The sequence below is a fragment of the Herbiconiux daphne genome (assembly GCF_024979295.1).
GTDB classification, from domain to species: Bacteria; Actinomycetota; Actinomycetes; order Actinomycetales; family Microbacteriaceae; genus Herbiconiux; species Herbiconiux daphnes.
In genome coordinates this window covers 36284-62537 of sequence record NZ_JANLCJ010000010.1, presented here as the reverse complement: position 1 = coordinate 62537, position 26254 = coordinate 36284, and the positions used below count along the sequence as shown (strand labels likewise).

Annotated in this window: 23 protein-coding genes; 8 read left to right on the top strand and 15 right to left on the bottom strand. The window is 69.5% G+C overall.

The features are described from left to right. Positions 1-23 precede the first annotated feature (23 nt). The 7 genes from N1032_RS19730 to N1032_RS19700 all read right to left on the bottom strand — a co-directional run bounded on the left by N1032_RS19730 (position 24) and on the right by N1032_RS19700 (position 7484). On the bottom strand, positions 24-818 hold the full coding sequence (locus tag N1032_RS19730; RefSeq protein WP_259541435.1) for an enoyl-CoA hydratase/isomerase family protein: 795 nt from the start codon (positions 816-818) through the stop codon (positions 24-26). A 2-nt stretch (positions 819-820) separates the two neighbouring features. Continuing rightward, entirely contained in the window at positions 821-2062 is a 1242-nt protein-coding gene (locus N1032_RS19725) for a type 2 periplasmic-binding domain-containing protein (protein WP_259541433.1), read from the bottom strand. Beyond that, complete coding sequence (locus N1032_RS19720) at positions 2059-3378, bottom strand: CaiB/BaiF CoA transferase family protein (protein ID WP_259541423.1); 1320 nt, start codon at positions 3376-3378, stop codon at positions 2059-2061. Before N1032_RS19720 ends, N1032_RS19725 begins: the two co-directional genes overlap by 4 nt. A 106-nt stretch (positions 3379-3484) precedes the next feature. Further along, positions 3485-4618 (bottom strand): aldose 1-epimerase family protein, encoded by a 1134-nt coding sequence (locus N1032_RS19715; protein WP_259541420.1) that lies wholly within the window; start codon positions 4616-4618, stop codon positions 3485-3487. A 10-nt stretch (positions 4619-4628) separates the two neighbouring features. Continuing rightward, entirely contained in the window at positions 4629-5405 is a 777-nt protein-coding gene (locus N1032_RS19710) for an SDR family NAD(P)-dependent oxidoreductase (protein WP_259541417.1), read from the bottom strand. A 2-nt stretch (positions 5406-5407) separates the two neighbouring features. Next, positions 5408-6322 (bottom strand): sugar phosphate isomerase/epimerase family protein, encoded by a 915-nt coding sequence (locus N1032_RS19705; protein WP_259541415.1) that lies wholly within the window; start codon positions 6320-6322, stop codon positions 5408-5410. A gap of 61 nt (positions 6323-6383) precedes the next feature. Beyond that, positions 6384-7484 (bottom strand): Gfo/Idh/MocA family protein, encoded by a 1101-nt coding sequence (locus N1032_RS19700; RefSeq protein WP_259541413.1) that lies wholly within the window; start codon positions 7482-7484, stop codon positions 6384-6386. Between the two features lie 129 nt (positions 7485-7613). On the opposite strand from N1032_RS19700, the gene N1032_RS19695 reads away from it, so the two are divergent. Genes N1032_RS19695 through N1032_RS19675 form a run of 5 tightly spaced genes read left to right on the top strand, consistent with a single transcriptional unit; the run spans position 7614 to position 13351 of the window. Continuing rightward, positions 7614-8693: an ABC transporter substrate-binding protein gene (locus N1032_RS19695; protein ID WP_259541410.1), complete on the top strand. Its 1080-nt coding sequence runs from the start codon at positions 7614-7616 to the stop codon at positions 8691-8693. A gap of 10 nt (positions 8694-8703) precedes the next feature. After that, positions 8704-10227, top strand: a complete 1524-nt coding sequence (locus N1032_RS19690; protein ID WP_259541408.1) for a sugar ABC transporter ATP-binding protein — start codon at positions 8704-8706, stop codon at positions 10225-10227. Beyond that, entirely contained in the window at positions 10224-11264 is a 1041-nt protein-coding gene (locus tag N1032_RS19685) for an ABC transporter permease (RefSeq protein ID WP_259541406.1), read from the top strand. The genes N1032_RS19690 and N1032_RS19685 overlap by 4 nt, the downstream gene beginning before the upstream one ends. After that, on the top strand, positions 11261-12358 hold the full coding sequence (locus N1032_RS19680; RefSeq protein WP_259541404.1) for an ABC transporter permease: 1098 nt from the start codon (positions 11261-11263) through the stop codon (positions 12356-12358). The genes N1032_RS19685 and N1032_RS19680 overlap by 4 nt, the downstream gene beginning before the upstream one ends. Positions 12359-12400: 42 nt before the next feature. Next, positions 12401-13351, top strand: coding sequence for an NADP-dependent oxidoreductase (locus N1032_RS19675; protein WP_259541402.1), 951 nt, complete (start codon positions 12401-12403; stop codon positions 13349-13351). Positions 13352-13480: 129 nt separating this feature from the next. On the opposite strand, the gene N1032_RS19670 is transcribed toward N1032_RS19675, so the two are convergent. The 8 genes from N1032_RS19670 to N1032_RS19635 all read right to left on the bottom strand — a co-directional run bounded on the left by N1032_RS19670 (position 13481) and on the right by N1032_RS19635 (position 23140). Continuing rightward, positions 13481-14143: an MSMEG_1061 family FMN-dependent PPOX-type flavoprotein gene (locus N1032_RS19670; RefSeq protein WP_259541400.1), complete on the bottom strand. Its 663-nt coding sequence runs from the start codon at positions 14141-14143 to the stop codon at positions 13481-13483. 80 nt (positions 14144-14223) lie between these two features. Next, a complete protein-coding gene (locus N1032_RS19665) occupies positions 14224-15072 on the bottom strand; it encodes an SMP-30/gluconolactonase/LRE family protein (RefSeq protein ID WP_259541392.1) in 849 nt (282 codons plus the stop codon). Then, positions 15069-16355 (bottom strand): FAD-binding protein, encoded by a 1287-nt coding sequence (locus N1032_RS19660; RefSeq protein WP_259541390.1) that lies wholly within the window; start codon positions 16353-16355, stop codon positions 15069-15071. The genes N1032_RS19665 and N1032_RS19660 overlap by 4 nt, the downstream gene beginning before the upstream one ends. Before the next feature lie 17 nt (positions 16356-16372). After that, positions 16373-18196: a glycoside hydrolase family 35 protein gene (locus tag N1032_RS19655; RefSeq protein ID WP_259541378.1), complete on the bottom strand. Its 1824-nt coding sequence runs from the start codon at positions 18194-18196 to the stop codon at positions 16373-16375. Positions 18197-18206: 10 nt separating this feature from the next. Beyond that, positions 18207-19763, bottom strand: coding sequence for an arabinosylfuranosidase ArfA (arfA, locus tag N1032_RS19650; RefSeq protein ID WP_259541375.1), 1557 nt, complete (start codon positions 19761-19763; stop codon positions 18207-18209). Positions 19764-19887: 124 nt separating this feature from the next. Continuing rightward, positions 19888-21225 (bottom strand): ABC transporter substrate-binding protein, encoded by a 1338-nt coding sequence (locus N1032_RS19645; RefSeq protein ID WP_259541373.1) that lies wholly within the window; start codon positions 21223-21225, stop codon positions 19888-19890. Positions 21226-21282: 57 nt separating this feature from the next. Next, positions 21283-22092 carry a carbohydrate ABC transporter permease gene (locus N1032_RS19640; protein WP_259541618.1) on the bottom strand — a complete coding sequence of 270 codons (810 nt, stop codon included), beginning with the start codon at positions 22090-22092 and terminating at the stop codon, positions 21283-21285. Between the two features lie 139 nt (positions 22093-22231). Further along, a complete protein-coding gene (locus tag N1032_RS19635; protein WP_259541371.1) occupies positions 22232-23140 on the bottom strand; it encodes a carbohydrate ABC transporter permease in 909 nt (302 codons plus the stop codon). A 170-nt stretch (positions 23141-23310) separates the two neighbouring features. Between N1032_RS19635 and N1032_RS19630 the strand changes: the two genes are divergently transcribed. The 3 genes from N1032_RS19630 to N1032_RS19620 are packed head-to-tail and all read left to right on the top strand — an operon-like array spanning position 23311 to position 26205. Beyond that, the gene (locus N1032_RS19630; protein ID WP_259541368.1) at positions 23311-24303 is read left to right on the top strand and encodes a LacI family DNA-binding transcriptional regulator; all 993 of its coding nucleotides are present in this window, start codon (positions 23311-23313) and stop codon (positions 24301-24303) included. Positions 24304-24356: 53 nt separating this feature from the next. Continuing rightward, a complete protein-coding gene (locus tag N1032_RS19625) occupies positions 24357-25151 on the top strand; it encodes an SDR family NAD(P)-dependent oxidoreductase (protein ID WP_259541615.1) in 795 nt (264 codons plus the stop codon). Between the two features lie 31 nt (positions 25152-25182). After that, positions 25183-26205: an aldo/keto reductase gene (locus N1032_RS19620; RefSeq protein WP_259541367.1), complete on the top strand. Its 1023-nt coding sequence runs from the start codon at positions 25183-25185 to the stop codon at positions 26203-26205. Positions 26206-26254 lie beyond the last annotated feature (49 nt).

The window sequence follows — 26254 nt, the reverse complement described above, 5'->3', positions numbered from 1 at the left end:
AGAGGCGGCAGGCAGCAACGCGTTCATCGGCGGTGGAACACCCCGGCACGCTTCTCGGCGAACGCGGCCCGACCCTCGGCCGCGTCATCCGTGGCGAAGGTCACCGTCTGCAGGTCGCGCTCGTAGGCGATGGCGGCATCCTGCGGCAGGTTGTAGGCGGCCCGCAGGTTGGCCTTGGCGGTCTCGGCCGCGATCGGCGGGCGCGACGCGATGGTGCGGGCGAGCTCGATCGCGCGGCCGAGCAGGGCGTCGGGTTCCGTGAGCTCCGACACGAGGCCCCAGGCGAGAGCACGCTGGGCGTCGATCGGATCGCCCGTCATCAGCATCAGCGCGGCATTGCTCGCGCCGATCGAATGGGCGAGGAACGTGCTCATGCCGCCCCCGCCGATCCAGCCGAGCTTGATCTCGGGGGCCGCGAACGACGCCGTGGTCGAGGCCAGCCGGATGTCGCAGGTCATCGCCGTCTCGAGCCCGCCGCCGAAGGCGTAGCCGTTGACGGCCGCGATGATCGGCTTGCGCAGCAGCCGCAGGGCGTCGCAGTAGTCGCCGCGGTTGCGGAAGTCCCACGGCGTGGCGTACTTGTCGAGCGAACGGATGTCGCTGCCCGCGCAGAAGGCCCGCTCGCCGGCGCCCGTGAGCACCACGGCCCGCACGTCGTTGCTGTCGTTGGCCCACTCGGCGATCTCGACGAGCGCGTCGGACATCTCCTGCGTGACCGAGTTGAGTTTCGCCGGCCGGTTGAGGGTGACGACGGCGACCTGGCCGTCGAGTTCGAACACGATCTCGTCGGTGGCGAGCACGGGGGCGGTGGCGGTCATGATCAGACCCTTTCCTGAGGTCGAGGGCGCGCAGCGCCCATCGAGAAGTCATTTTGCGGTGCAAAGGCGTCGTTGGGCACCCGATCGTGACTTCTCGACGCCGCCAGGGCGTGGCTATAAGCCTCGCGCAGCTCGGCGAGGCCCGCGGGCACGGGCACGCGGCCGGCGACGACATCGCGGATGACGGCCGACGCGTGGGACTGGAACGCGATGTAGCCCGAGAAGCGCGGGCGCACCCACGAGTCGTCGAGCGTGGCGAGGGTGCCGCGGTAGAAGTCGTGGCTCGCGTGGTTGACCTCGGGGTCGAGCCATGCCGCCCGCGCCGAGGGCTGGCCGTCGTGCTGCGGGATGAACCGCGCCTGCGCGTCGGGCGACATCAGCCACTCGATGTGCTCGACGAGTTCGGGGGTGACCCGGGCGCGGGCGCTGAGAGCGAGCCCGGTGCCGCCGATGGTCGACCCGCGCCGGCCGCCGGGCGCGGCCGCGGGGGCGTCGGCGAACCGCAGGTCGGGCGACGAGTAGTTGACGTAGCCGTACACGAGCGGGCAGTAGCCCACCTCGTCGGTGTCGGTCATGCGCTGCAGCAGGGCGATCGGGTTCCAGGTGTCGCTGCCGGCCGGTGCCCGCGAGGCGATGTCGCGCATCAGCTCGAGTACGCGGATGCCGGTGGCGGTCGCGACGAACCCGTCGTCGCCCGGCGGGAGCGCGGCGGCATCCGGGCCCCCGACGGCGTCGCCGAACGCGACGCAGGCCGAGGCGAAGGTAAGGAAGGCGTGCGGCCCGGCGAGGGAGAGGGCGACGGGCACGCGCCCCGAGGCGGCGAGCGCCTCGACGTCGGGCCAGGTGGCCGGCACGTCGGCCGGGTCGAGCAGGGCCGGCTTGTGCACCGCGACCTGGGTGGCGGCGTCGAGGGGCAGCGCCCACTGCGATCCGCCGGCGGAGTAGGACGAGAACGAGGGGCCCACCGACTCGCTCGCCCAGGCGGCGATGCGCTCGGGGCCGACCACGGCGTCGAGGGGCTGCAACGACCCCAGCGCGAGCGCCTCGCCGAGGTGCGGGTGGTCGAGCACGATGAGGTCGAAGTTCTGCGCCAGGTCGTCGATCGGATGCGACTCGAAGTGCTCGAGCGAGTGGGCCTGCCACTCGATGTCGAGGCTTCCGGCAGCCCGCGCCTCGGCCGCCGCCGCGAGCAGGGCGTTCTTGCCGCGGGGGTGGTTCCAGGTGATGCCGCGGTAGCTGGTCACGCGCGCTCCCCCGCGGCGACTGCGGCCGCGGCATCCGTCACCGGCTCGCCGGCCTGCGCCCCGCTCGCGCCGCCGTCGATCGTGTCGGCCGCCACCACCCCGGCTCCCAGCAGTTCGTCGACGCGGTCGTCGCCGAGCCCGAGCTCGACCAGGATCTCCCGGGTGTGCTCGCCCGCGAGCGGCGCCCCGCGATCGATGCGGGCGGGTGTCTCCGAGAGCTTGTAGGGAAAGCCGGGCGTCTTCACGAGCCCCTCGGTCGGGTGCTCGTATTCGATGAAAGTGCCGTTGTGGATGATCTGCTCGTCGTCGACGAGGTCTTGGTAGTCGTAGACCGGCCCCGCCCAGATGCCCGCCGCGCCCAGCGCCGTCAGCCAGTGCTCGGTCGACTCGGTGGCGAGGCGGGCAGCGGTCTTCTCGAAGATCTCGTCGCGGTGCGCCCAGCTGTCGGTCTCGGTGTCCATGCCGAGGAACCGGGGCTCCCCGATCACCTCGCCGAGCGTGTGCAGGTCGGGCATGGCCAGCGCGATGTAGCCGTCGGTGGTGGAGAAGGTGCCGTAGGGCGCGCGGATGTAGACGTGCGCGTGCGGTTGCTCTCCCCGGGTCTGCGCCACCTTGCCCACGGTGAACACCGAGAGCTCCTGCATCTGCAGGGTGGTGATGGCGTCGAGCATGTTGATCGACACGAGCTGTCCCTGGCCGGTGCGCTCGCGGTGGAAGAGCGCGGCGAGCACGCCCTCGAACGCCGTCGACGCGGTGACGGCGTCGACGAGGTACTGCCCGGCCGGCGTCGGCGCGTGGCCACGGCTGCCGGAGGAGAGCATGGCCCCGCTCATCGCCTGCAGCAGCAGGTCTTGCCCGGGGCGGTTGCGGTAGGGGCCGTCTTCGCCGTAGCCCGAGATCGACACGTAGACGAGCGACGGGTTGAGCGCGCGCAGCGTCTCGTAGTCGACCCCGAGGCGCGCGGCCACGCCGGGGCGGTAGTTCTGCAGGAAGACGTCGGCCGTCTTGACGAGGTCGTAGAGGATCTCTTTGCCCTCGGCCGCCTTGAGGTCGATGGCGATGGAGCGCTTGTTGCGGTTGAGCGACAGGAACGACACGTTGATGCGGTTGCCGGTGGCCCCGCCCGCCGCTGCGTGCCGCTGCCACTCCCCGGTCGTCGGCTCGACCTTGATGACGTCGGCGCCGAGGTCGCCGAGGCGTTGCGCCGCGAACGGGCCCGCCATCGCGATCGAGCAGTCGAGCACCCGGATGCCCGAGAGCACCTCCGGGGCAGCGGTCGAGTCGGCCGGAGCGGCCTGGGCAGTGGCGTCAGTCATGATCGGTCCTTCGTTCTTCACGGGCTGCGACACGCATCGACGATGATGATGGCAGCGCTAACATAAGCCTATCAGTGCGAGAGTTCGACGACATCGAGCACCCTCCCTACTCGGGCTGATCCGCGATCGAACGGATGCCGGCGCGAGCGGCATCGACCTCGGCGGCGCCCTCGAGCACCCTGATCGTGGTGTCGTAGGTGCGCGAGTCGCCGTGCTCGAGCCAGATCATCGACCCGTCGTCGCGGGCGGAACCATCGCCGTCGACGTGGTGCGTCGACGGCTCGAGACCGACGGCGTACTGCCCGTTGCGCAGATTCTGCCACTCGAAGAAGTGCGGCATCCCCGCCGCGGTCCACGACACCTCGACGCCGATCGTCTTGTCGGCCGCGAGCAGCGCCACGTGGTTGCGCCCCTCGGCGTCGGGCACGATCTCGTGCTCGTAGACCTGCTCGACGAAGCCCTGCTGGGGCTCGGGCAGCGTGCGATACGACACGCCCTGCTGGGTGGTGGAGTCGGAGGCCCAGAGCGTCGACGCGATCGGCGCCACGAACTCCGTGCCCTCGTCGACGAAGGGCCAGCCGAAGTTGAGGTGGTAGAGGAACATGTGCGGCGTGGTCTCGAACCCGAGGTTGTCGACCACGTCGTGCAGCCGGATCTCGCGCCCGTCGAAGTCGAGTTCGATGGTGCGGGTCAGCCGCAGGTGCTCGCCGAACGAGGTGGCCTGCACCACTTCGCCCACGACCCGCAGCACCGACGAAGCCGCCCCCGCGGCATCCGTCGTCACCACCTCGCGCGCCTCGAGCAGGCGGGCCGGAATCGCGGTGAGCCGCCCGTGCAAGCCGTGCGACACGGTCTGCTTGGGCGGGTAGGCGTAGCGTGTGGCATCCACCGAGCCGCCGAAGAGGGTGTGGTCGAGGCCGCCCGACACGAGCAGCCCGTCGAGGGCCCGCAGCCACGAGAGCCCGCCCTCGTCGGTGTGCTCGTGCAACCCGGGGTGGCGGAATCCGTTGCCCGATCGCCAGCCGAGCGGCACGCCCCGGAAGCGGGCCGAGCCGAGGTCGAACGCCCGGTCGACGAGCACCTCGAGCTCGAGGCCCGATGCGGTGCGCAGATCGATGGCGCGCACGCCCCGCTCCACGCCGTTGTCGAGCACCATCTGACGGATGCCGGCCACCGCCGACAGGTCGCCGGTGCGGCGTTCGAGTTCGTCGCGCGAGAGGTCGCGGCCGAAGATGTTCATAGGGTGCCCCTCATTTCATGATCCATCCGCCGTCGACGTTGATGGTCTGGCCCGTCACGAACGACGAATCCGGGCCCACCAGAAAGGCGACCACCGCGGCCAGCTCGGCATCCGTTCCCCGGCGCTTCAGCGCCTGGTGCTCGATGACGTGGGCGGAGTACTCGGCGGCATCGCCCTGGATCTCCTCGGCCTTCGTGGGGAAGGCACCGGGCGACACGGCGTTGACGCGCACCCCGAACTCGCCGAGCTCCCGGGCCAGCGCCCGGGTGAGCGCGACGGCCGCACCCTTCGTCGACACGTAGCTGGCCAGGTTCGACCAGCCGCCGTTCCAGGTGATCGAACCGACGTTGACGATGGCCCCGGAGCGCCGCTCCACCATCGAGCGGGCTGCGACCTGGGCGGCGTAGAAGTAGCCGCGCTGGTTCACGGTCACCACGTCGTCGTATTCCGCGAGCGGGATGTCGAGGAACGGTGTGCTGGGGTAGATCGCCGCGTTGTTCACGAGAGCCTCGACCGGGCCGAAGTCGGCATTCGTGGCGGTGATGGCCGCCTCGATCGCCTGGGCGTCGCGCAGGTCGACTTCGAGCACCCGCACCGGCACCCCCTCGGCTACGAGCTGGGCGGCCGTCTCGTCGAGCTCGCCGCTCTTGCGGCCCAGGGCCCCGATGGCGAAGCCATCCGCCCCCAGCCGCAACGCCGTCGCCCGCCCGAGCGCACCGCCGGCGCCCGTGATCACCGCTACCTTCTCGTATGGCACGTCGCTCCCCGTCACACCGTTCCCCGTCATGCTCAGATCGTGTATTTCTTGAGGATATCCACGACGAACTGCTTGGCCCGCGGGATGTCGCTCTCGTCGAGGTGCTCGATGATGAGCGGAGCGTTGGGGCTCAGCTCCGACAGGCGCTGCAGGTAGAGCTCGTAGTCGAGCGAGCCGAGGCCGGCGGCCGGCAGCTCGATCTCGCCGACACCACGGAAGGTGTGCGACGCCAGCGCGTCGTCGTCACCGATGTCGGCGTGCTTCTCGCTCTTGTCGTCGCCCGCTCGCTTGACGTCTTTGGCGTGGGCCACCCGCACGCGGTCGCCGAGGGTGTCGAACACCTCGTTGAGCACGAGCGCCTGGTCGTCGATGTTGGTGGCGTCGAAGTAGTTCGTGGGGTCCATCAGCAGTTCGAGGCCGGGTGTGCGGATGTCGTTGAACACGCGCACCGTCTCGCGCACCGAGCCGATGACGTTGTTCACGTAGGTCTCGAGCAGGAACGTGGCGCCGTGGTCGTAGGCCTCTTGGGCCAGCTCGGCCAGCACGGTGCGCACCTGCTCGTAGGCGTCTTCGGAGCGGTTGTGCGGGTCGTGGTCCCATTCGCTCTCGGGGTTGAAGGTGCCCGACTCGCTGATGACGTACTTGCTGCCGAAGTTGCGGGCGTTGCGGATGATCTCCTTCAGGTATTCGACGTTCGCCTTGCGGTGCTCGGGGTCGGGATGAACGATGTTCGTGTAGCCCGAGATGGCCGAGATCGGCAGGTCGTGGTCGCGGAAGGTGTCGCTGACGAGCTTCGCCTTCTCCTTCGTGATCTGGCCTGCGGAGAGGTCGAGGTCTTTGAAGTGCAGGTCGAGCTGCACGGTGTTGAAGCCGTGGGCGCGGATCTTCTCCGCGGTCGTCTTCAGGTCGTAGGGGTAGTAGGCGGTGAAGATGCCCAGCTGGATCATGGCGTCATTGCTCCTTGTTCGTGTTCGCTGTTCGCTGTTCGAATGAAGTGGTGTCGGGTGTTCAGAGAGTGAATTCGTCGAGGCGCACGGGCCGCTTCTCGGCGATCGAGCGGTAGCCCGCCTCGATCAGTGCCATCGTCTTGACGTTGTCGGCCACCGAGAGCTCGGGCGCCGACGCCGTGTCGACGGCGTACTGCACCTGCTCCATCACGCCGATGAACGCGTGGGGGAACCAGTGCGTGTCCCAGCTCGGCTCGACCCAGGCCCCGCCCGTGGTGAGCTGCGAGGCGTAGCGGATGGTCGACGGCACGCCGTGCGGCCAGCCGATGGTGCCCTGGGCGATGCCCTTCGTGCCCTCGACCCGCCATTTGATGTAGAAGTCGTCGTCGAACCCCTCCTCGCGCGGGCCGCCCCAGACGTCCTCGACGCTGAGCGCCAAGACGTCGCCCGGAAACCGCAGCGTCGACACCACGATGCCGTCTTCGTGCTCGAAGGCGGTGCGCGGGTCGGCGCGCACCACGGTGGTGATCTCGCTCGGGTCGCCGAAGAGGTAGCGCAGCGCGTCGAGGTGGTGCACGCTCATGTTCGCGAGCGTCAACCGGTCGTAGCCGGCCAGGAAGCCCTGCCAGTGCGGCACCGCGTGCATGTCGATCTGGGCGAACACCGGGTCGCCGAGCGCGCCGGCGTCGAGCAGCTGCTTGAGCACCCGGATCGACTGGTCGAAGCGCATGTTCTGGTTCACCGAGAGGATCTTGCCGGCCGCCGCGGCCTCGTCGCGCAGCGCGAGCGCCTCGTCGAGGTCGAGCGCGAGCGGCTTCTGCGCGAGCACGGCCTTCACGTGCGGCTGGGCCAGCGCCGCACGGATGAGCGCGGGCTGCAGGTCGGGCGGATAGGCGATGTCGACGATCTCGATGTCGGGGTCGGCGATCAGGTCTTCGGGGGTGGGGTGCACGGTCGGGATGCCGTAGCGCTCCGCGACCGCCCGGGCGTTGGCCTCGGTGCGCGAGGCGATGGCGACCACCGGGAAACCGGCGATCCGGTAGGCCTCGAGATGCTGGTCGGCCATGATCGCTCCGGCGCCGATGCAGCCGATGCGGTGCGTGCGGGCACGGATGTCGACGTCGGGCCGGATGTCGGCCGCGGTGCTGGTCGGGGGTGTCACGTTTTCTCCAATCGCGTCGTTGCGACGATCTCGATCACCATAGTCGCATAGAAATTGATAGCGCTACTGGTAGCGCTGCCATTTTTGCGCTAACGTGCCAACACACATCCGATTTCAAGGGAGAAATCCATGCACAGTTCACAGCGCATCCGTTTCACGAGGGGTGCGGCCATGGTCGCCGGCCTCTCGTCGCTCGTGCTCCTCGCGGGTTGTACCAGTGCTCCGGCAGAGGGCGGCTCGTCCGACGCCGCCGGAGGCGACGGCAAGTTCGTCATCGGCTTCGAGCAGCCCCTCGGTGGCCAGGCCTGGCGCGAGATGGGCCTCGCCTCGCTGCAGGCCCTCGCCAACAGCCCCGAATACAAAGACAAGGTCGAGCTCAAGATCGTTCGCACGAACGACAACGACGCCGCCCAGCAGAACGCCGCGATGCAGAACCTCATCGCCGACGGCGTCGACCTCATCCTCTTCGACCCCGCGTCCTCCTCCGGAGCCGACGCCGCCATCACCCAGGCGAGCGCGCAGGGCATCCCGGTGATCGCCAACGGCGGACCCTACGACAGCGACGACGTCTACGTCGTGTCGACCGACTGGGCGAACGCCGGCACCACGGGCGCCGACTGGCTGCTCGCCAACCTCGGCGAGAACAAGAACATCGCGGTGCTCGAGGGCCTCGCGGGCGTGCCGCTCAACGAGGGCTCGATGCCCGGCGTGATCGACGCCCTGGAGAAGGGCGGCGCCACCGTCGTCGCGCAGGACACCAACGGCTGGAACGAGGCGACCGCCCAGGAGGCGATGTCGAGCATCCTGCGTTCCAACCCCGACATCGGCGGCGTCTACTCGTTCCTCACCGGTGGCCAGGGCGTGCCGGAGGCCTTCAAGGCCGCCGGACTCGACTTCGTGCCGGTCGTGGGCGGCTCGGGCTACAACGGCGAGGCATGCACGCTCACCAAGTACTCGGCCGACGGCCTGAAGGGCGACATGGTCTTCGGCCAGCCCGCCATCTACGCCAAGGGCCTCGAGCAGGCCGTTCAGCTGCTCGAGGGCAACGAGATCGAGAAGGAGCAGTACTTCCCGCCCCTCGAGATCACCGCTGACAACGCCGCCGACTACTGCCTCGACGACAAGCCGGCCAACTTCCAGCTCGGCTACGACTTCCCGGGACTCGACCTGACTCTCGACGACGTCATGAAGTACTACTCGGGTTCCTAGGAGATCGACTGTGACGGATTCGCTGTTGGTCGCCACCGATCTGGTGAAGACCTATGGACCGGTCAAAGCCGTTCGCGGCGTGACCTTCCATTGCAACCCCGGTGAAGTTCTCGCCCTGGTGGGCGAGAACGGAGCCGGCAAGAGCACGGTCGCCAAGATGCTCGCCGGAGCGGTGGCGCCGACATCCGGAACCATCACGGTCGACGGAGAGCCCCTCGCCTCGGGCAGCGTCAGGCAGTCGCGTCTGTCGGGTGTGCGCTGCGCGTTCCAGGAACTCGCGCTCGTGCCCGACTGGACCGTTGCCGAGAACCTCTCGCTGCCCGACGGGGCTCCCCTCAAGGGGTTCTCGCAGAAGAAGGCGGTGGCCGCGGCATCCGCTCTGCTCGAGTCGCTGCACCTGTCGCGCATCGATCCGCGCGCCGCGGTCAGCACCCTCTCACTCGCCGACCGGCAACTGGTCGAGATCGCGCGGGCGCTGGCCGGGCGACCCAAGCTGCTCATTCTCGACGAGGCGTCGTCGGCACTCACCCCGCCCGGGGTCGAGTGGCTGTTCGCCCGTATCCGCGAACTCACCGCCGAGGGCGGCAGCGTGATCTACGTGTCGCACCGGCTCGGTGAGATCGCGCAGATCGCCGACCGCGGCACGGTGCTGCGCGACGGCCTCGTGGCCGGCGAGTTCGTGCGCGGCGACTGGACCGACGACGAGCTCATCTCGCTCATGGCCGGACGCGCGGCGGAACGGTTCTTCCCCGATCCGCCCGAGCGGACGACGGATGCCGTGGCGCTGTCGGTCACCGACCTGCGTTCCGAGGGCCTGCGGGGCATCGACCTCGAGCTCGGGGCGGGCGAGATCCTCGGCATCGGCGGCCTGCAGGGCCACGGCCAGGCGGAGCTGCTGCGAGCGCTGTTCGGCGCGGCACCCGCCGTGGCCGACTCGTGGACGGTGGCCGGCCGCTCGATCTCGCGCACCAACCCGGTGCGCTCGGTGCGGCTCGGCCTCGGCTACGTTCCCGAAGACCGCAAGCGCGAGGGGCTCGCGCTCGAGATGAGCGTGGGCGAGAACCTGCTCGCGCCGTGGTTCAAGGCCTACCAGCTGGGCGGCAGGCCGCGCCTGGCGCAGGAACGCGGATGGATCGACGGCATCCTGAAGGCCCTCTCGGTGCGCACCCGGGGGCCGAACGAGCTCGCCGGCTCGCTCTCCGGCGGCAACCAGCAGAAGCTCGTGTTCGGGCGCTGGATGGACAGGTCGCGCCGGGTCGTGCTGCTGCACGACCCCACCCGCGGCATCGATGTGCGGGCCAAGCAGGAGCTCTACCGGGCCATCGTCGACCTCGCGAAAGAGGGGGTCGGCATCCTCTGGTTCTCGACCGAAGTGGAGGAACTCGTGCACGTGTGCCATCGGGTCGTCGTGCTCTATCAGGGTGCGGTGGCCGACGAACTGATCGGCGACCGGCTGACGGCGGATGCCGTGGTCGGCGCCGCGGTCGGCGCCACCGGCAGCCTCAACCTGACCACCGAGGGGGTGGCGTCGTGAGTGTCACCGCTCCCCCGGCACCGCCGGTCGCCCCGAAGCCCGCCGCCGCGGCATCCGGACCCCGTTTCTGGAACAGCACCGGCGTGGTGCGGTTGCGCCGGGAAGGGGCCATCGCGCCCATCGCCGCATTCGTGGTGTTCTTCGTGGTCTACGTCATCATCAACCCCGAGCTGCTCACGCGGTTCCAGTTGCAGACGGCGTCGAACCTCGTGGTGCCGCTCGCGCTCGTGGCGCTCGGCCAGCTGATCGTGGTGCTGGTGGGAGGCATCGACATCTCGATCGGCGCCATCATGAGCCTGTGCAACGTGGTGTTCGCCACGCAGCTCGAGCACCTGCCGGTGCCGGTCGCGATTCTGCTGTCGGTGGGCGTGGGGCTCGCCTGCGGACTGTTCAACGGCGTGCTGGTGGCGTATGCCGGGCTGCCCGCGATCGCCGTGACGCTCGCGAGCGCCTTCATCTTCGGCTCGATCGCCCGCGAGGTGCTCGACCGGCCGGGGGGCGGCGTGACCAAGGAGATCTACCTCGCCACGAGCGGCGAGCTGGTGCCGTTCGTGCCGGTGTCGCTGGTGTGGCTCGCGGTGATCGCGGTGCTGCTCTGGCTGCTGCTGCAGCGCACCGCACTCGGCCGGCACATCTACGGCGTCGGGTCGAACATGGAGAGCGTGCGCGCCGCGGGCATCAACGCGCGCCTGACGAAACTGCTCGCCTTCGGGCTCGCCGGGGTCGTGACGAGCTTCGGGGCCATGATGCTCGCGTCGTCGACCGTCACCGGAGACCCGCGTTCGGGCGACCCCTACCTGCTCAGCTCGATCGCCGCGGTCGCTCTGGCAGGAGCGGCGTTCACCGGCGGCAAGGGCAGCATCATCGGCACCATCCTCGCGGCCTGCACCCTGGGCCTGATCGGCAACCTGCTGTTCTTCGCCGGGGTCAACTCCTATTGGCAATACGTCATCAGCGCGCTCATCATCGTCGCCGTCGTGGGCATCCCCGTCGTGTGGCGAAGGGTCGCGTTCTTCGCGAAGGGGGCACGCTCGTGACCACGCCCGGAACATCCGCTCCCGACACGGTCGGCACGCCGGCCTCGACCGGACCGCTCGGCACCGCGCCCGGCGTCGACACGAGCCCCGCGGGCATCGATCGCGCGGAGGGCGTCGGCGGCTCGGCACCGGAGTCGCCGCGGGGATCGCACGCCTCGTTCCTCTCGCGGGTTCCGCGGAGCGTGTGGCCGCTGCTGGCGTTCCTGGTGCTGTTCGGCATTGGCGGCATCATCCGGCCGAACCTCATCACCATCGACTCGCTCATCGGCACGGCGACGTTCGCCATCATCCTGGCGATCGCGTCGTTCGGGCAGACGATCGCGGTCATCCAGGCCGGCATCGACCTGTCGGTGCCCAACACCATCGGGTTCTCGGCGCTGGCGTTCCTCACGCTCGTCGGGCCGCTCGGCCCGGTGGGGGCGTTCGTGGCCGCGCTGGCCGCCGGCGCCGTGATCGGGTTCTTCAACGGCGTCGTCATCTCGAAGCTCGGGCTGACCCCCATCGTGACGACGATCGCCATGAACGGGTTGCTCTTCGGCGTCATCCTGCTCGCGTTCAACTTCTCGGAGCTCACGGTCACGCCCGACTTCGTCATCGCCATCACCTCGGCGAAGATCTCGGTGTTCGGCATCTCGATGGCGGCCGTGCTGCCCCTCGGGCTCGCCCTGATGGTGGTGCTGCAACTCGTGCTGTCGTTCACCGGATGGGGCAGGTCGCTCTTCGTCGTCGGCTCGGCCGCCGAGACGGCCCGGCTCGCGGGGCTGCCGGTCGATCGCATCCGCATCACCGGCTACATGCTGAGCGGTCTGCTGGCGGCCTTCGCCGGCATCGTGATCGTGGGCTACTACCAGCAGGCGTCGGCCACGATGGGGGCGAGCTACCTGCTCGCGTCGGTCGCGGCGGTCGTGGTGGGTGGCGCGTCGATCTTCGGTGGGCGCGGCTCGGTGGTGGGCACCGTCGGCGGCGCGCTCGTGCTCGGGCAGGTGTCGACGCTCGTGACCGTGCTCAACCTGGGCGCCAACATCCAGCAGCTCATCTATGGCGCGATCATCCTGATCGTGATCTCGCTCTACGGGCGGCGGCGCGCGGCCTGACGCGGCGGGCGCGCCGCCTGGCCCGGGTAATAGCATGGGCCCATGGCGTGGCAGGTGCAGTACCGGGAGTTCGGCGGGCCCGACGTGCTCGAGTTCGTGGAGGTGCCGACTCCGGCGGCCCCGGCCGGCGGCGTGGTGGTCGAGACCCGGTCGATCGGGGTGAACCCGATCGACTCGAAGCTGCGGTCGGGCGCTCGTGCGAGTGCTCCGATCGATGAACCGCGGGTGCCGGGGTCTGATGCCGCGGGCGTGGTGGTCGAGGTCGGCCCGGATGCCGGCGACTGGGCCGTGGGCGACGAGGTGGTGGTGCGCAACGCGCGCGGCGCCTACACGACGCACCTCGTGGCATCCGCCGACCAGCTCGTGCGCAAACCCGCCGCTGTGGGCTGGGAGGAGGCGGCCGCGATCGGCGTGCCGGCGGGCACCGCCTACCAAGCCCTCAAGTCGCTCGGCGTCGAGCTCGGCACGACGGTGCTCGTGCACGGCGGGTCGGGTGCGGTCGGCCAGGCCGCCCTGCAGTTCGCCCGCAACTGGGGGGCCACCGTCATCGCGACGGCGAGCGAGCGCAACCAGGACAGGCTGCGCGACTTCGACGCCATCCCGGTGGTCTACGGGCCCGGGTTGCTCGAGCGTGTGCGCGAGGCGGCACCCGGCGGCATCGATGTCGTGCTCGACTGCGCGGGCACCGACGAAGCGCTCGAGACGTCGTTCGCCCTTGTGGCCGACCGGTCGCGCATCGGCACGATCGTGCAGGGCGCCAAGGCGCCGTCGCTCGGCATCCGCGCCTGGGCGGGCGGCAGCCCCGTGCCGATGACGGCCGAAGAGCTCGCCCTGCGCGGCGAAGCCTACGGCGTCGCCCTCGAACTGATGGAGCTCGGCGACTTCGAGGTCGAGCTCGCGGCGAACTACCCGCTGTCGCAAGCGGCCGACGCGCAAGACATGAGCATCACCGGCGGCCTGCGCGGCAAGATCACCCTCGATCCCCAGGCCTGACGCCCGGCGCGCCCTCCCCTCCCCCCTCCCTCCTTTCGCGAGTGGTCACTTTCGGCGCTTCCCGGCGGGATTTGGCGCCGAAAGTGACCACTCGCGAGGGGGAGGGGGGACGGGGAGGGGAGGGAGGGGTCAGTAGAGGGGTTCGGAGGCTGCGGCGTCGGCGAAGCGCTCGAACTCGTCGGGTGACTCGTCGGGGTCGGCGAGCAGGCCGATGATCTCGGCGCCGGCCGGCACCGCTCCGCTGCCGGTGCGCTCGGCGCCGGTGGCCTCGGGCCCGTCCCAGCTGGCGGGGTTCCAGGTCTGCGACCTCAGGAACGCCTTCGCGCAGTGGAAGAACACCGTCTCGATGTCGATCACGAGCGCCAACTTCGGGCGGTGACCCTTCACGACCAGGTCGTCGAAGAACGGCTCGTCGACGGCGATGCGGGCGCGGCCGGCGACGCGCAGGGTGTCGCTACGGGCCGGGATGACGAAGATGAGCCCCGCGTGCGGATTGGCGAGCACGTTGCGGAACCCGTCGACCCTCCGGTTGCCGGGCCGTTCGGGAATCACGATGGTCGAGTCGTCGAGCACGTGCACCAGCCCGGTCGGGTCACCCTTCGGCGACACGTCGCATGCGCCGTCGGCGTCGGCCGTGGCCACGAAGCACAGCCGTGACGCGGCGAGCCACTCCCGGTCGACCTGTTCGAGGTGCGTGCGGTCTTTCTTCGCGACGCGCTCGATCGGCTGCCCGACCACCGCCTCGAGCTCGCTCACACTCGTCACGGGCGGGTTCGTCAGGGGATACGTCATCGAGGGCCTCCGCCCCCATCCTCTCCTACGGGTGGCCGCCGGCCAACCCGCGGCGCCGGCCAACCCGCGGCAAGCCCGCCTCAGCCCGCGTAGGGCAGCACCGGCAGGCCGCGCACCCCCACGTCGGCACGGAACAGCGCGCCCGCCAGCGGCTCGGCCCCCTCGGCGACGTTCTCGCGGGTCGTCGTGACGAACAGGGTCGAGAGGTCATCGCCGCCGAGCGTGCACGACGTGATGTTCGTGACGGGCAGCTCCACCACGTCGGCCAGGGTTCCGGATGAATCGTAGTGATGCACCGCGGAGCCCCCGTAGAGGGCCACCCACACCCCGCCTTCCGCGTCGACGCACAACCCGTCGGGGCGACCGGACTCCTCGGGAATCGAGACGAACGGGCGCCGCCCGCTGAGTTCGGCGTCGAGCCCGACGTCGAACACGTCGATGCGGCCGGTCGGGGTGTCGGCGTAGTACATGAGGCTGCCGTCGGCCGTGAAGCCGAGTCCGTTCGAGATGGTGGTGCCTCCGAACACGAGCGACGTGCGCCGTGCGGCATCCAGTCGATACATGCTGCCGGTGTGCGGCGCCATCGAATAGGTCATCGAGCCGCAGAGCAGGCGGCCGAGCGGGTCGCAGCCGCCCTCGTTGAAGCGCACCAGGCCGTCGTCGGGCAGGTGCGGCTCGCTCGTCCACTCGAGCCGGCCAGCGGCGTCCCAGAGTGTGAACTCGCGCTCGGTCACGATGACCATGCCGCCCGAGACACGCGGGCGCACGACGGCGGCGATGGTCGAGCCCGTCGGCATCCGGTCGACCGACCCGTCGGCGCCGATCGACAGCACGTCGCCGGCGAACATGTCGACGCACTTCAGACCCGCGAACCACACCGCGCCCTCGCCGTGGAACGTCACGACGTCGGTGAACTGCTCGGCCCTCATGCGCCGAGCCCGATCGTGCGCGCCAGGTAGTCGTTGCCGAAGACCCCCTGGGGGTCGAGCTCGAGCGCGAGCGCCCGGAACCCGGGCAGTCGCGGGTAGAGCCCGGCGATGGTGTCATGCCCCATGGCGAACCACTTTCCCCAGTGCGGCCGGGCCTCGAAAGGCGCGAGCACCTCTTCTATACGGGGCAGCAGCCGGGCGACGTCGTCGGGCTGGTTGCGCCAGGTGAAGTGGATGGCGAGCGAATCGCGCTCGAAGGCCGGGCTCAGCCAGAGGTCGTCGGCGGCGACGGTGCGCAGCTCGGTGATGAGCAGATGCGGCGCGATCTCGGCCGAGAGCGCGCGCACCGCCGTCAGCGCCGCCGTCGAGTCGGAGCGCGCCACGAAGTACTCGGTCTGGATCTCGTCGCCGTTGCTCGGCGTGGAGTCGAGCCGAAAATGGGGCAGCCGCAGCGACCACGGCCCCAGCGACCCGCGCTCGGTGAGGTTGTCGAACTGCATGCCGGCGATGGAGTCGATGTCGTCGCTCAGCACGGCGTCGAAGAACTCCTCGGGCGCCCGGTCGGGGCCCACGAACTGGCCGGGCGCGGCGGATCCGCCGTCGAACCGGGTCTTCAGCCACACCTGCGGAATGCGGTCGCCCGTCCAGTCGGTGAACACGCTGACGCTGTAGGCGGCGCCGAGCACGGCATCCGGATCATCGAGCAGGGTCTGCCATGACAGGCCCTCGTAGATGTCCTGCCGCACCTCGAACGTGGGCTCGACGTCGAGCACGAACCGGGTGGCCACGCCGAACGCTCCCAGTGCGACGACGGATGCCGGGAACTGCGCGTCTTCCCGCCCGATCCACTCGAGGGCACCCCCGGCGGTGACCAGTTCGACGGCCGACACCGCCGTGGCGAGATTGCCGTTCGCGACGCCGGAGCCGTGGGTCGCCGTGGAGCACGCGCCGCCGACGCTGATGTGCGGCAGCGACCCCATGTTGTGCAGCGCGAAGCCGGCTGCCTGCAGCTGCGCGGCGAGCTCGCCGTAGCGCGTGCCGGTCGAGACCGTGACCGTCATGGCCTCGGGGTCGATGTCACACACCGGCTCGAGCCCCAGCGTGCTCACCAGCACCCCCGAGGTGTCGGCGATGTCGTTGAACGAGTGCCGGGTGCCGAGCGCCCGCACCCGGTGGCTCGACGCGACGAGGGACTGCAGTTCGCTCACGGTGCGCGGCTCGGCCACCTCCGGCGCCCGATAGGAGTAGACCCCGGCCCAGTTCGCGCCCGCGTTCGCTGTCACGGTTCGAGGCTAGCCGATCAGAAGTCGGTGTGCCCGAGGTCGGGGCGAGCCACGAAGCACACGGCGTTCGAGGCGGCCTGCAGCTCGAACACCACCAGCTCGTTGACGCCCTCGCGTAGCACCGGGGCCGGCACGTAGAGCGTGTGCTGCGGCCCGCGCGACCAGTAGCGCCCGAGGTTGAACCCGTTGATCCAGGCCACACCCTTGCCCCACTCCCGCGTGTCGAGGAACAGGTCGCCCACCTCGTCGAGTTCGAAGCGCGCCCGGCTGAACGACGGCCCGGGCAGCGACGGCCCGGGCAGCAGAGCGCCGGGAAGCGACGCGCCGACAGACCCTCCCTCGACCGATGCCTCCGCCGACGCCGCGCGCTCGAACCCCGCCTCGACGGCGGCGAAGCCCGTCGGCCCGAGGTCGAGCGCGAGCACCTCCCAGCGCAGCAGCGGCTCGCCGTCGATGCGAGCGGTGCCGATGAGCCCCTTCGGTTCGCCCAGACGCACGCCGTAGTCGACCCGGCCCTGGTCTTCGACCAGGATCTCGAGCGTGCCGCGCGCATCCGCCGGCAGCGTGAGCGAGCGGTCGTGGTGGTCGCGGGCGAACACGCCGATCGGCGCTCCGTTCACGAACACCAGCGCGCGGTCGCGCACCTCCTCGATCTCGAGCACGGCCGTGCCGGTCAGGTCGATCTCGGCGCGGTAGAGCGCGAACCCGGTGTACTGCCCGATGGAGTCCATCGTGGGCAGGGCCTCGTGCGGCAGCCACTCGCCGAGGCGGTCGACCACCGACGACAACGGGATCGAGCGCTCGAATGTGGTGCGGAGGGTCGTGGCCGGCGGCGGCGCGACCGGCGAGGGCGCACCGAGCCCGGCGTACTTCGCCAGCACCGACCGGAAGGCCCAGTACTTCTCGGTCGGCTGCCCCGCCTCGTCGAGCGGGGCGTCGTAGTCGTAGCTGGTGACGATGGGCTGGTAGACGCCCTTGTCGTTCGCGCCGTTGGTGAAGCCGAAGTTCGTGCCGCCGTGGAACATGTAGATGTTCACCGACGCGCCGGCGGCGAGCAGGTCGTCGAGATCCTGCTCCGACTGCTCCACCGGGGTCGTGTGGTGGTGGGCGCCCCAGTTGTCGAACCAGCCGTCCCAGAACTCCGAGCACATCAGCGGACCGGTGGGCTGATGCTCCCGCAGGGTGGCGAGACGCTCGATCGAGCGCGACCCGAACGAAGCCGTCTTGTGCAGGGTCGGCAGGCTGCCGTCATCCAGCATCCGGTCGGTGGGCTGGTCGACCGTGGTGAACGGCACGGTCAGGCCGATGGCCCGGTTCATCTCCACGAGCTTCTGCAGATAGACCGGGTCGGAGCCGTAGGCGCCGTACTCGTTCTCGATCTGCACCAGGATGATCGGCCCGCCGTTGTCGATCTGGCGCGGCACGAGCACGGGCGCCAGCTGCTCGAGGTAGCGAGAGACCGCCGCGAGGTACTGCGGCTCGTCGCGGCGCACGCCGACGGTGCCGCTCTCGAACAGCCAGGCCGGCAGTCCCCCGTTGTCCCACTCGGCACAGATGTAGGGCCCGGGGCGCACGATCGCGTGCATGCCCTCGGCGGCGACGTCATCGAGGAACCGGCCGAGGTCGAGGGCGCCGGTGAGGTCGAACTCGTCTTCGTGCGGGGCGTGGGCGTTCCAAGCCACGTAGGTCTCGATCGTGTTGAGGCCCATCTCGCGCGCCTTGCGGATGCGGTCGCGCCACAGGTCGGGGTGCACGCGGAAGTAGTGCAGCGCCCCGGCCAGGATGCGGAAGGGCTCGCCGTCGAGCAGGAAGTGCTCGTCGCCGATTCGGAAGTCAGACACGGGATGCCGCCTAGTCGTGAGTCGGGTCGAGGACGATGACCGTCCACGAGAGAGGAGGAAGGGTCGCGGTGAGAGTCGTGGAGTCGAGCCGCACGCCGTCGAGGTCGCGCGGGGCGACGGGCCGGGCGGCAGCGGTGTTGCTGGTGTGGCGGTCGCCGCCCTCGGGAACGGTCAGCGTGGTGGCCCGGCCGACGACGAGGCCGGCTCCGGCGGCCGGCAACGAGACGGTCAGTTCGGCGGGCTCGTCGAGCGAGCGGTTCACGGCGAACAGCACGGTGCGCCCCGATTCCGCCACCGTCGCCACGGTGTCGATGGCGTCGACCGATCCATACCGGGCGGTGTCGATCTGCGGCGCAGACACCACCGGCCGCACGACCGCGCCGGATGCGAGTGCCGCCGTCAGCTGGAACGGGAAGAAGGTGGTCTGCCGCCAGGCCGGCCCGCCCGGCTCCGACCGGATCGGGGCGATCACGTTCACGAGTTGCGCCAGATTGGCCATCGAGACGCGGTCGGAATGGCGCAGCAACGAGATGAGCAGCGACCCGACCACCACGGCATCCGTCACCGTGTATTCGTCTTCGATCAGCCGCGGGTGCTCGGGCCATTCGCCGTTCATCACCACCGGCTTGTCGACCTCGTTCCAGCGGCGCTGGTACCAGACGTTCCACTCGTCGACGCTGATGCCGATCGGGCGAGCGGATGCCGCGCCCCCGTCGGCCACCGAGGTCGCATTCGCCGACACCTCGTCGATGATCCCCGCCACCTCGTCGATGTAGCGGTCGAGTCCGACCCCCGAGGCGAGGAAGCTCGCGGCGTCGCCGTCGCTCTCCTCGTAGTAGGCGTGCAGCGAGATGTGGTCGACGAGTCCCATGGTGTGGCGCAGCACGGTGCGCTCCCACTCGCCGAAGGTGGGCATGTCGGCGTTCGACGAGCCGGCCGCGACCAGCTCGATGGTGGGGTCGATGAAGGTCATCAGCCGCGCGGTCTCGGCGGCCAGCCGGCCGTATTCGTCGGCCGTCTTGTGGCCGATCTGCCACGGCCCGTCGACCTCGTTGCCGAGGCACCAGAGCCGGATGCCGAACGGCTCGTCGGCCCCGTTCGCGCGCCGCTGCTCGGCGAGCGCGGTGCCCGAGGGGTGGTTGGCGTACTCGAGCACGTCGGCCGCCTCGGCGATGCCGCGGGTGCCGAGGTTCACGGCATACATCAGCTCGAGCCCGGCGTCGCGCGCCCAGTCGGCGAACTCGTGCAGCCCCACCTGGTTCGTCTCGAGACTGTGCCAGGCGGCATCCAGTCGCACGGGCCGCTGGTCGCGCGGGCCGACGCCGTCTTCCCAGCGGTAGCCCGACACGAAGTTGCCGCCCGGGTAGCGCACGGTGGTGGCGCCGAGCTCGCGCACGAGGTCGAGCACGTCGCGGCGAAAGCCGTCGTCGCCCGCTTCGGGGTGACCGGGTTCGTAGATGCCCTCGTAGACGCTGCGGCCCATGTGCTCGACGAAGGTGCCGAACAACCGGCGCGGAACGTCGCCGATCGCGGTCGTCGGGTCGATCACCACACGGGCGCTGAACATGATCTGCCTTTCACGAGTTCGTTGAGTTGCGCCGAAGTGCCCCACGCAACGCGTGGGAAGGGCACTTCGGCGCAACTCGGCGAGACGCGGCGGCCGCGAAGGGGCCGCCGCGTCTCAGGGGGTGCTACTTGTTGACCGTGAAGCCCTGCTGGTTGCCGTAGTCGACCAGCTGGTCCTGCCAGGTCTGCAAACCGTCGTTCAGATCGGTGCCGTTCTTGTAGGCCTGGCCCACGGTGTCGGCGAAGATGCTGTTCGCATAGACCTGGTAGGGCAGGTAGTGCCATCCGGTGGGCACGTTCTTCGACGCGTCGACGAGCACCTCGTTGATGGCCTGGCCGCCGAAGTACTCGGGGGTCTGGGCGAGGAACTCGGGCGACTCGAGGTCGGCCGTGGTGGCGGGGAATCCGCCCGACTCGAGGAACACCTTGATCGACTCGGGGTCGGAGTTCAGCCACTTGAGGAACGCGGCCGCGAGAGCCTGGTTCTTCGACTGCTTCAGCACGACCTGGCCGCCGCCGCCGTTCTCGGCGGTCACCGGGGTGCCGTCGTAGGTGGGCATGGGCGCCACGGCCCAGTCACCGGATGCCTGCGGCACGCTCGACTCGAGCACGCCCGGCATCCAGGCACCGGTCAGCAGTGTGGCGATGGTGCCGTCGCCGAGTGCCTTGTACCACTCGTCGCTCCAGCCGGGGGTGGTGGCGAGCAGGTCTCCCTCGACGAGGCGGTTCCAGGAGTCGGCCCACTTCTTCGAGCCGTCGTCCTGCAGGTCGATGGTCACGTCGGTGCCGTCGGCGGTGAACGGCTGGCCGCCCGCCTGCCAGATCATGCTCGTGGTGAAGCCCGAGTCGCCGGTGTCGTTGGTGATGTACTTCGACGGGTCGGCCGCGTGCAGCTTCTCGGCAGCCGCGACGTACTCGTCGTAGGTCGTCGGCACCGCGATGCCGTACTGGTCGAACACGGTCTTGTTGTAGAACATGGCCATGGGGCCGGAGTCCTGCGGCAGGCCGTAGATCTTGCCGTCGATGTCGACCGAGCTCCACGGGCCGGCGCTGTACTGGTCTTCGAGGTCGCCGAAGCCGTAGGAGGCGAGGTCGACGAGCGAGTCGCTGAGCGCGAACTGCGGGATGGCGTAGTACTCGACCTGAGCGACATCCGGTGCACCAGAGCCCGCGGTGATGGCGTTCTGCAGCTTGGTGTACTCGTCGGTGTTGGTGCCGGCGTTCACCAGCTTGACGTCGACCTTCGGGTAGGCCTTCTCGAACGCGGCCACCTGGGCCTCGGCCGACGGGGTCCAGCTCCAGTAGGTGATGGTGCCGCCCTTTTCGAGGGCCGCCTCGAGGTCGTCGGCGGTGCCGCCGCCGCTCGAGGAGCCGCCGCCCGAGGCGCAGGCGGCGAGCGAGAGCCCCAGCGTCAGCACGGATGCTGTGGTGAGAGCGACACGACGCAGTGTCTTGGTGCGCATCATTGTTCCTTTCGGTTCTTCACTTCGTTGTAAATGCGGTGATTGCGGTGTTTGACGTCATTGCTTGACGCTTCCTGCGCTGAGGCCGGACTGCCAGTAGCGCTGGAGGAAGAGGAAGGCCACCACGATCGGCACGATCGTCAGCAGGGCGCCGGTGATGACGAGGTTGTAGATCGGCTGCGCAGCGACGCCGGTGGCCTGAGACGACCACTGGCTGAGGCCGACCGTGAGGGGATACCAGGTGGGCTCCGACAGCATGATCAGAGGCAGGAAGTAGTTGTTCCAGGTCGCCACCACCGCGAACAGCAGCACAGTGACGATGCCGGGCGAGAGCAGCCGCAACGAGATGGTGAAGAAGGTGCGGAACTCGCTCGCGCCGTCCATGCGGGCGGCTTCGAGGATCTCGGTCGGCACGGCATCCACCGCGTAGGTCCAGATGAGGTAGAGGCCGAACGGGCTGATCAACGAGGGCAGGATGACGGCCCACGGCGTGTTGGTGAGCCCCAGCTGGCTGAACATGAGGAACGTCGGCACGGCGAGCGCGGTGCCGGGCACCGCGACCGCGCCGAGCACGACCGCGAACACCGCGCGGCGACCCGGGAAGTTGAACTTCGCCAGGCCGTAGCCGGCGAGGGTCGCGAGCAGCGTCGCGCCGCCGGCGCCGACCACCACGTAGAGCAGCGTGTTGCCGAACCACTGCACGAAGATGCCGTTGCGGTAGGTGAGGGTGTCGGCGATGTTCTGGAACAGGTTGAAGTCGCTGCCGAACCAGAGGCCGAAGCTCGAGAACAGGTCGCCCTGGTCTTTGGTGGCGTTGACGATCAGCCAGATCAGCGGAACCACCGAGTAGATCACGAAGATCGCCATGACGATGGTGAGCAGGATCGACTTCTTGACCCGGCGGCCCTCGGTGGGCTTCTGCTGGCGCACGTAGGGAACGCGCTTGCGGGGTTTGCGGGCCTGGGCGGCGCCCGCGGCGGGCTCGGGCGTGGCGATGGCGCTCAACTCAACGCACCTCCTGTCGGGAACCGCGCAACTGCACGATGTAGGCGATGACCGCGGTGATGATGCCCATCACGATCGCGACGGTGGCGGAGTAGTTGAACTGCTGACCGGCGAACGAGAGGTTGTAGGCATACATGTTCGGCGTGAAGTAGCTCGAGATGACGTTCGGGGCGAGCGCCTTCAGCAGGTTGGGCTCGTTGAAGAGCTGGAAGCTGCCGATGATCGAGAAGATGGTGGCGATGACGATCGAGCCGCGCAGGGCGGGCAGCTTGATGCCCGAGATGATGCGGAACTGGCCGGCACCGTCGATCTCGGCGGCCTCGTAGAGGTCGGCGGGGATGACCTTGAGCGCCGCGTAGAAGATGAGCATGTTGTAGCCCATGAACTCCCAGGTGACGATGTTGCCGATCGAGGCGAGGATCCAGTCCGACGAGAACGGCTGCAGGATGTCGGCGCCGAGCAGGTCGTTGATCGAGCCCGTCAGACCGAACTGGTTGCCGTAGATGAAGCCCCAGATGAGCGCGGCCACGACGCCGGGAACCGCGTAGGGCAGGAAGATCGCTATGCGGAAGAAGCCGGTGCCGTGCAGGCGCGCGCTGTCGATGGCGAGCGCGGCGAGCAGCGACAGGATGAGCATGATCGGCACCTGCACCACCAGGAACAGGGTGACGCGGAACAACGACTCCCAGAACTTGGGGTCTTGGAACAGCAGCGCGTAGTTCTCCAGGCCGACGAAGCCCGATCCGCCGACGAGCTGCTGGCGGAACAGCGTCAGCACGATCGCGTAGACGACCGGCGCCACGAGCACCGCGAGGAACACGATCATGAACGGTCCCACGAAGCCCCAGCCGCGCCAATCCTTTCGGTTGCGCCGCATGGGACGGGACTGGGTGAGGGTCACCGACGCCATCGTCTCTATCCTGTCTGTCGGGTGTTTCGGCCATGTTTACGTCAACATGACCGCAGCCACAATAACATGTTGGCGTTACCATGCAAGTAGCGGCGTGAATTTCCTGAACCATGGGGGCAGAGTTGACCGACACGATCCGAACCGGGTCCAAACGCCATCGAGGACCCTCGATGGCCGAGGTCGCGGCGCACGCCGGCGTCTCGACGCAGACGGTGTCGCGGGTGTCGAACGGGCTCACCAACGTCGAGCCGGCCACCCGCGACCGGGTGCTCGCCTCGATGCAGCACCTCGGCTACCGGCCCAACCGGGCCGCCCGCGCGCTGCGCTCGGGGCAGTACCGCAACATCGGCGTGATCATGTTCACGCTGTCGTCGTTCGGCAACGTGCGCACCCTGGAGTCGATCTCGATCGCGGCCGCCCAGGCCGGCTACTCGGTCACGCTGATCCCGGTCGAGGAACCGACGCAGGAGCACGTCACGAAGGCCTTCGCCCGGTTGAGCGAGCAGTCGGTCGACGGCGTCATCATCGTCATCGAGGCGCACTTCGTGAACGAGGCCGACGTCGAGCTGCCGGTCGGCATCCCCGTGGTCGTCATCGACTCCGGCGAGCGCCCCGACTACCCCGTGGTCGACAACGACCAGGCGCAGGGTGCGCGCCTCGCCACCGAGCACCTGCTCGAGCTCGGGCACGAGACCGTGTGGCACGTCGCCGGCCCCGAGTCGTCGTATTCGGCCGCGCGGCGTGCGTCGTCGTGGCGCTCGACGCTCGAGGCGGCCGGCCGCGACGTGCCGCCGGTGATCCGCGGCGACTGGACCACGGCATCCGGTTACCGGGCCGGCATCGAGCTGCGCGACCGCGACGATGTGACGGCGGTCTTCGCCGCGAACGACCAGATGGCGCTCGGCGTGCTGCGCGCCTTCCACGAGGTCGGCCGGCGTGTGCCCGACGACACGAGCGTGATCGGGTTCGACGACATGGCGGAATCCGACTCGTTCTGGCCCCCGCTGACCACGATCCACCAGCAGTTCGACGTGGTCGGGCAGACCGGCATGCGCATGCTGATCGCCGAGATCGAGGCCGAGACCATCACGCCCGGCACCTTCACCGTGCCGACCAGCCTGGTGGTGCGCGAGAGCACGGCCCCGCCGCTCGCCACGCGCTGATCGCGGCCGCGGCCTTTCACGACGGCGCCCGGGCAGAGCAGACTGAGACGATGATCAGCATCGACCTCGGCGGCAAGACCGCACTCGTGACCGGATCCACCGCGGGCATCGGCTTCGCCATCGCCCAGGGCCTCGCCTCGGCCGGATCCACCGTCATCGTCAACGGCCGGTCGGCCGACTCGGTGTCGAACGCCGTCGAGCGGCTGCGGCGCGCGGTTCCCGACGCGACACTCGTGGGGGCCGCCGCCGACGTGACGAAGGCGACGGATGTCGCGGAGCTGCTGGCCTCGCATCCGCGAGTCGACGTGCTCGTCAACAACCTCGGCGTGTTCGGCGCGGTGCCCGCTCTCGAGATCACCGACGAGGAGTGGTCGCGCTACTTCGACACCAACGTGCTCTCGGCCGTGCGGCTCATCCGCGGCTATCTGCCCGGCATGATCGACGCCGGCTGGGGGCGGGTGCTCAACATCGCGAGCGACTCGGCGATCGTCATTCCGGCCGAGATGATCCAGTACGGGGTGTCGAAGACGGCGCTGCTCGGCGTCTCCCGCGGATTCGCCAAGGCCGCCGCCGGCACCGGGGTGACGGTGAACTCGGTGATCGCGGGGCCGACCCACACCGGCGGGGTGGAGGACTTCGTCTACGAACTGGTCGATCGCGACCTGCCGTGGAACGAGGCCCAGGTCGAGTTCATGCGCCTGCACCGGCCGCAGTCGCTGATCCAGCGGCTGATCGAGCCCGAGGAGATCGCGAACATGGTGACCTATCTGGCCTCACCGCTGGCCTCGGCGACCACCGGCGGCGCCTTGCGGGTCGACGGGGGCTACGTGGATTCGATCGTTCCCTAGGGCGCCATCCGGCCATGCCATGATCGACAGCATGACCGATGAGCACTACCTCGCCTCCCCCACCCGTTACGACCACATGCTCTACAACCGCAGCGGGCGCAGCGGTCTGAAACTGCCGGCCCTCTCGCTCGGCCTCTGGCACAACTTCGGCCACGAGCGGCCGATCGACACCCAGCGCGCCATCCTGCGGCGCGCCTTCGACCTCGGCATCACCCACTTCGACCTCGCGAACAACTACGGGCCACCCGCGGGCTCGGCCGAGACGAACTTCGGACGCATCTTCGCCGAAGACTTCACGCGCTACCGCGACGAGATCATCGTGTCGTCGAAGGCCGGCTACTTCATGTGGCCCGGCCCCTACGGCGAGTGGGGCTCGCGCAAGAACCTGCTCGCCTCGCTCGACCAGAGCCTCGGCCGCCTCGGTCTCGACTACGTCGACATCTTCTACTCGCACCGCTTCGACCCCGAGACGCCGCTCGAAGAGACCATGGGCGCTCTCGCCACCGCGGTCACCTCGGGCAAGGCCCTCTACGTGGGGGTGTCGAACTACTCACCGGATGCCACGCGCCAGGCCGCGGCCCTGCTGGCGGAACGCGGCATCCCGCTCACCATCCACCAGCCGAGCTACTCGATGTTCAACCGCCATGTCGAGGGGGGCCTGCTGCCCGTGCTCGACGAGGTCGGCGCCGGCAGCATCGTGTTCTCGCCGTTGCAGCAGGGACTGCTCACCGACCGCTACCTCGACGGCCAGGTGCCGGCCGACTCGCGGGCGGCCACCTCGCACTTCCTGTCGGCGTCGGGCATCGACGACGACTACCTGACGCGGGCCCGGGCCCTCAACGACATCGCTGCAGCGCGCGGGCAGACGCTCGCGCAGCTCGCGCTGAGCTGGGTGCTGCGGCATCCGCAGGTCACGAGCGCGCTCATCGGCGCGTCGAGCGTGCGCCAGCTCGAGCAGAACGTGGCGGCCCTCGACGCGCCGCCGCTGACGGCCGACGAGATCGCCGCGATCGAGCCGTTCGCGGTCGACGGCACGGGGCGCGTGCCGCGCTAGGGGCTTGTTCGGGAGGAGCAGACGCGCATGAGGCCGTCTGCGACGGCAT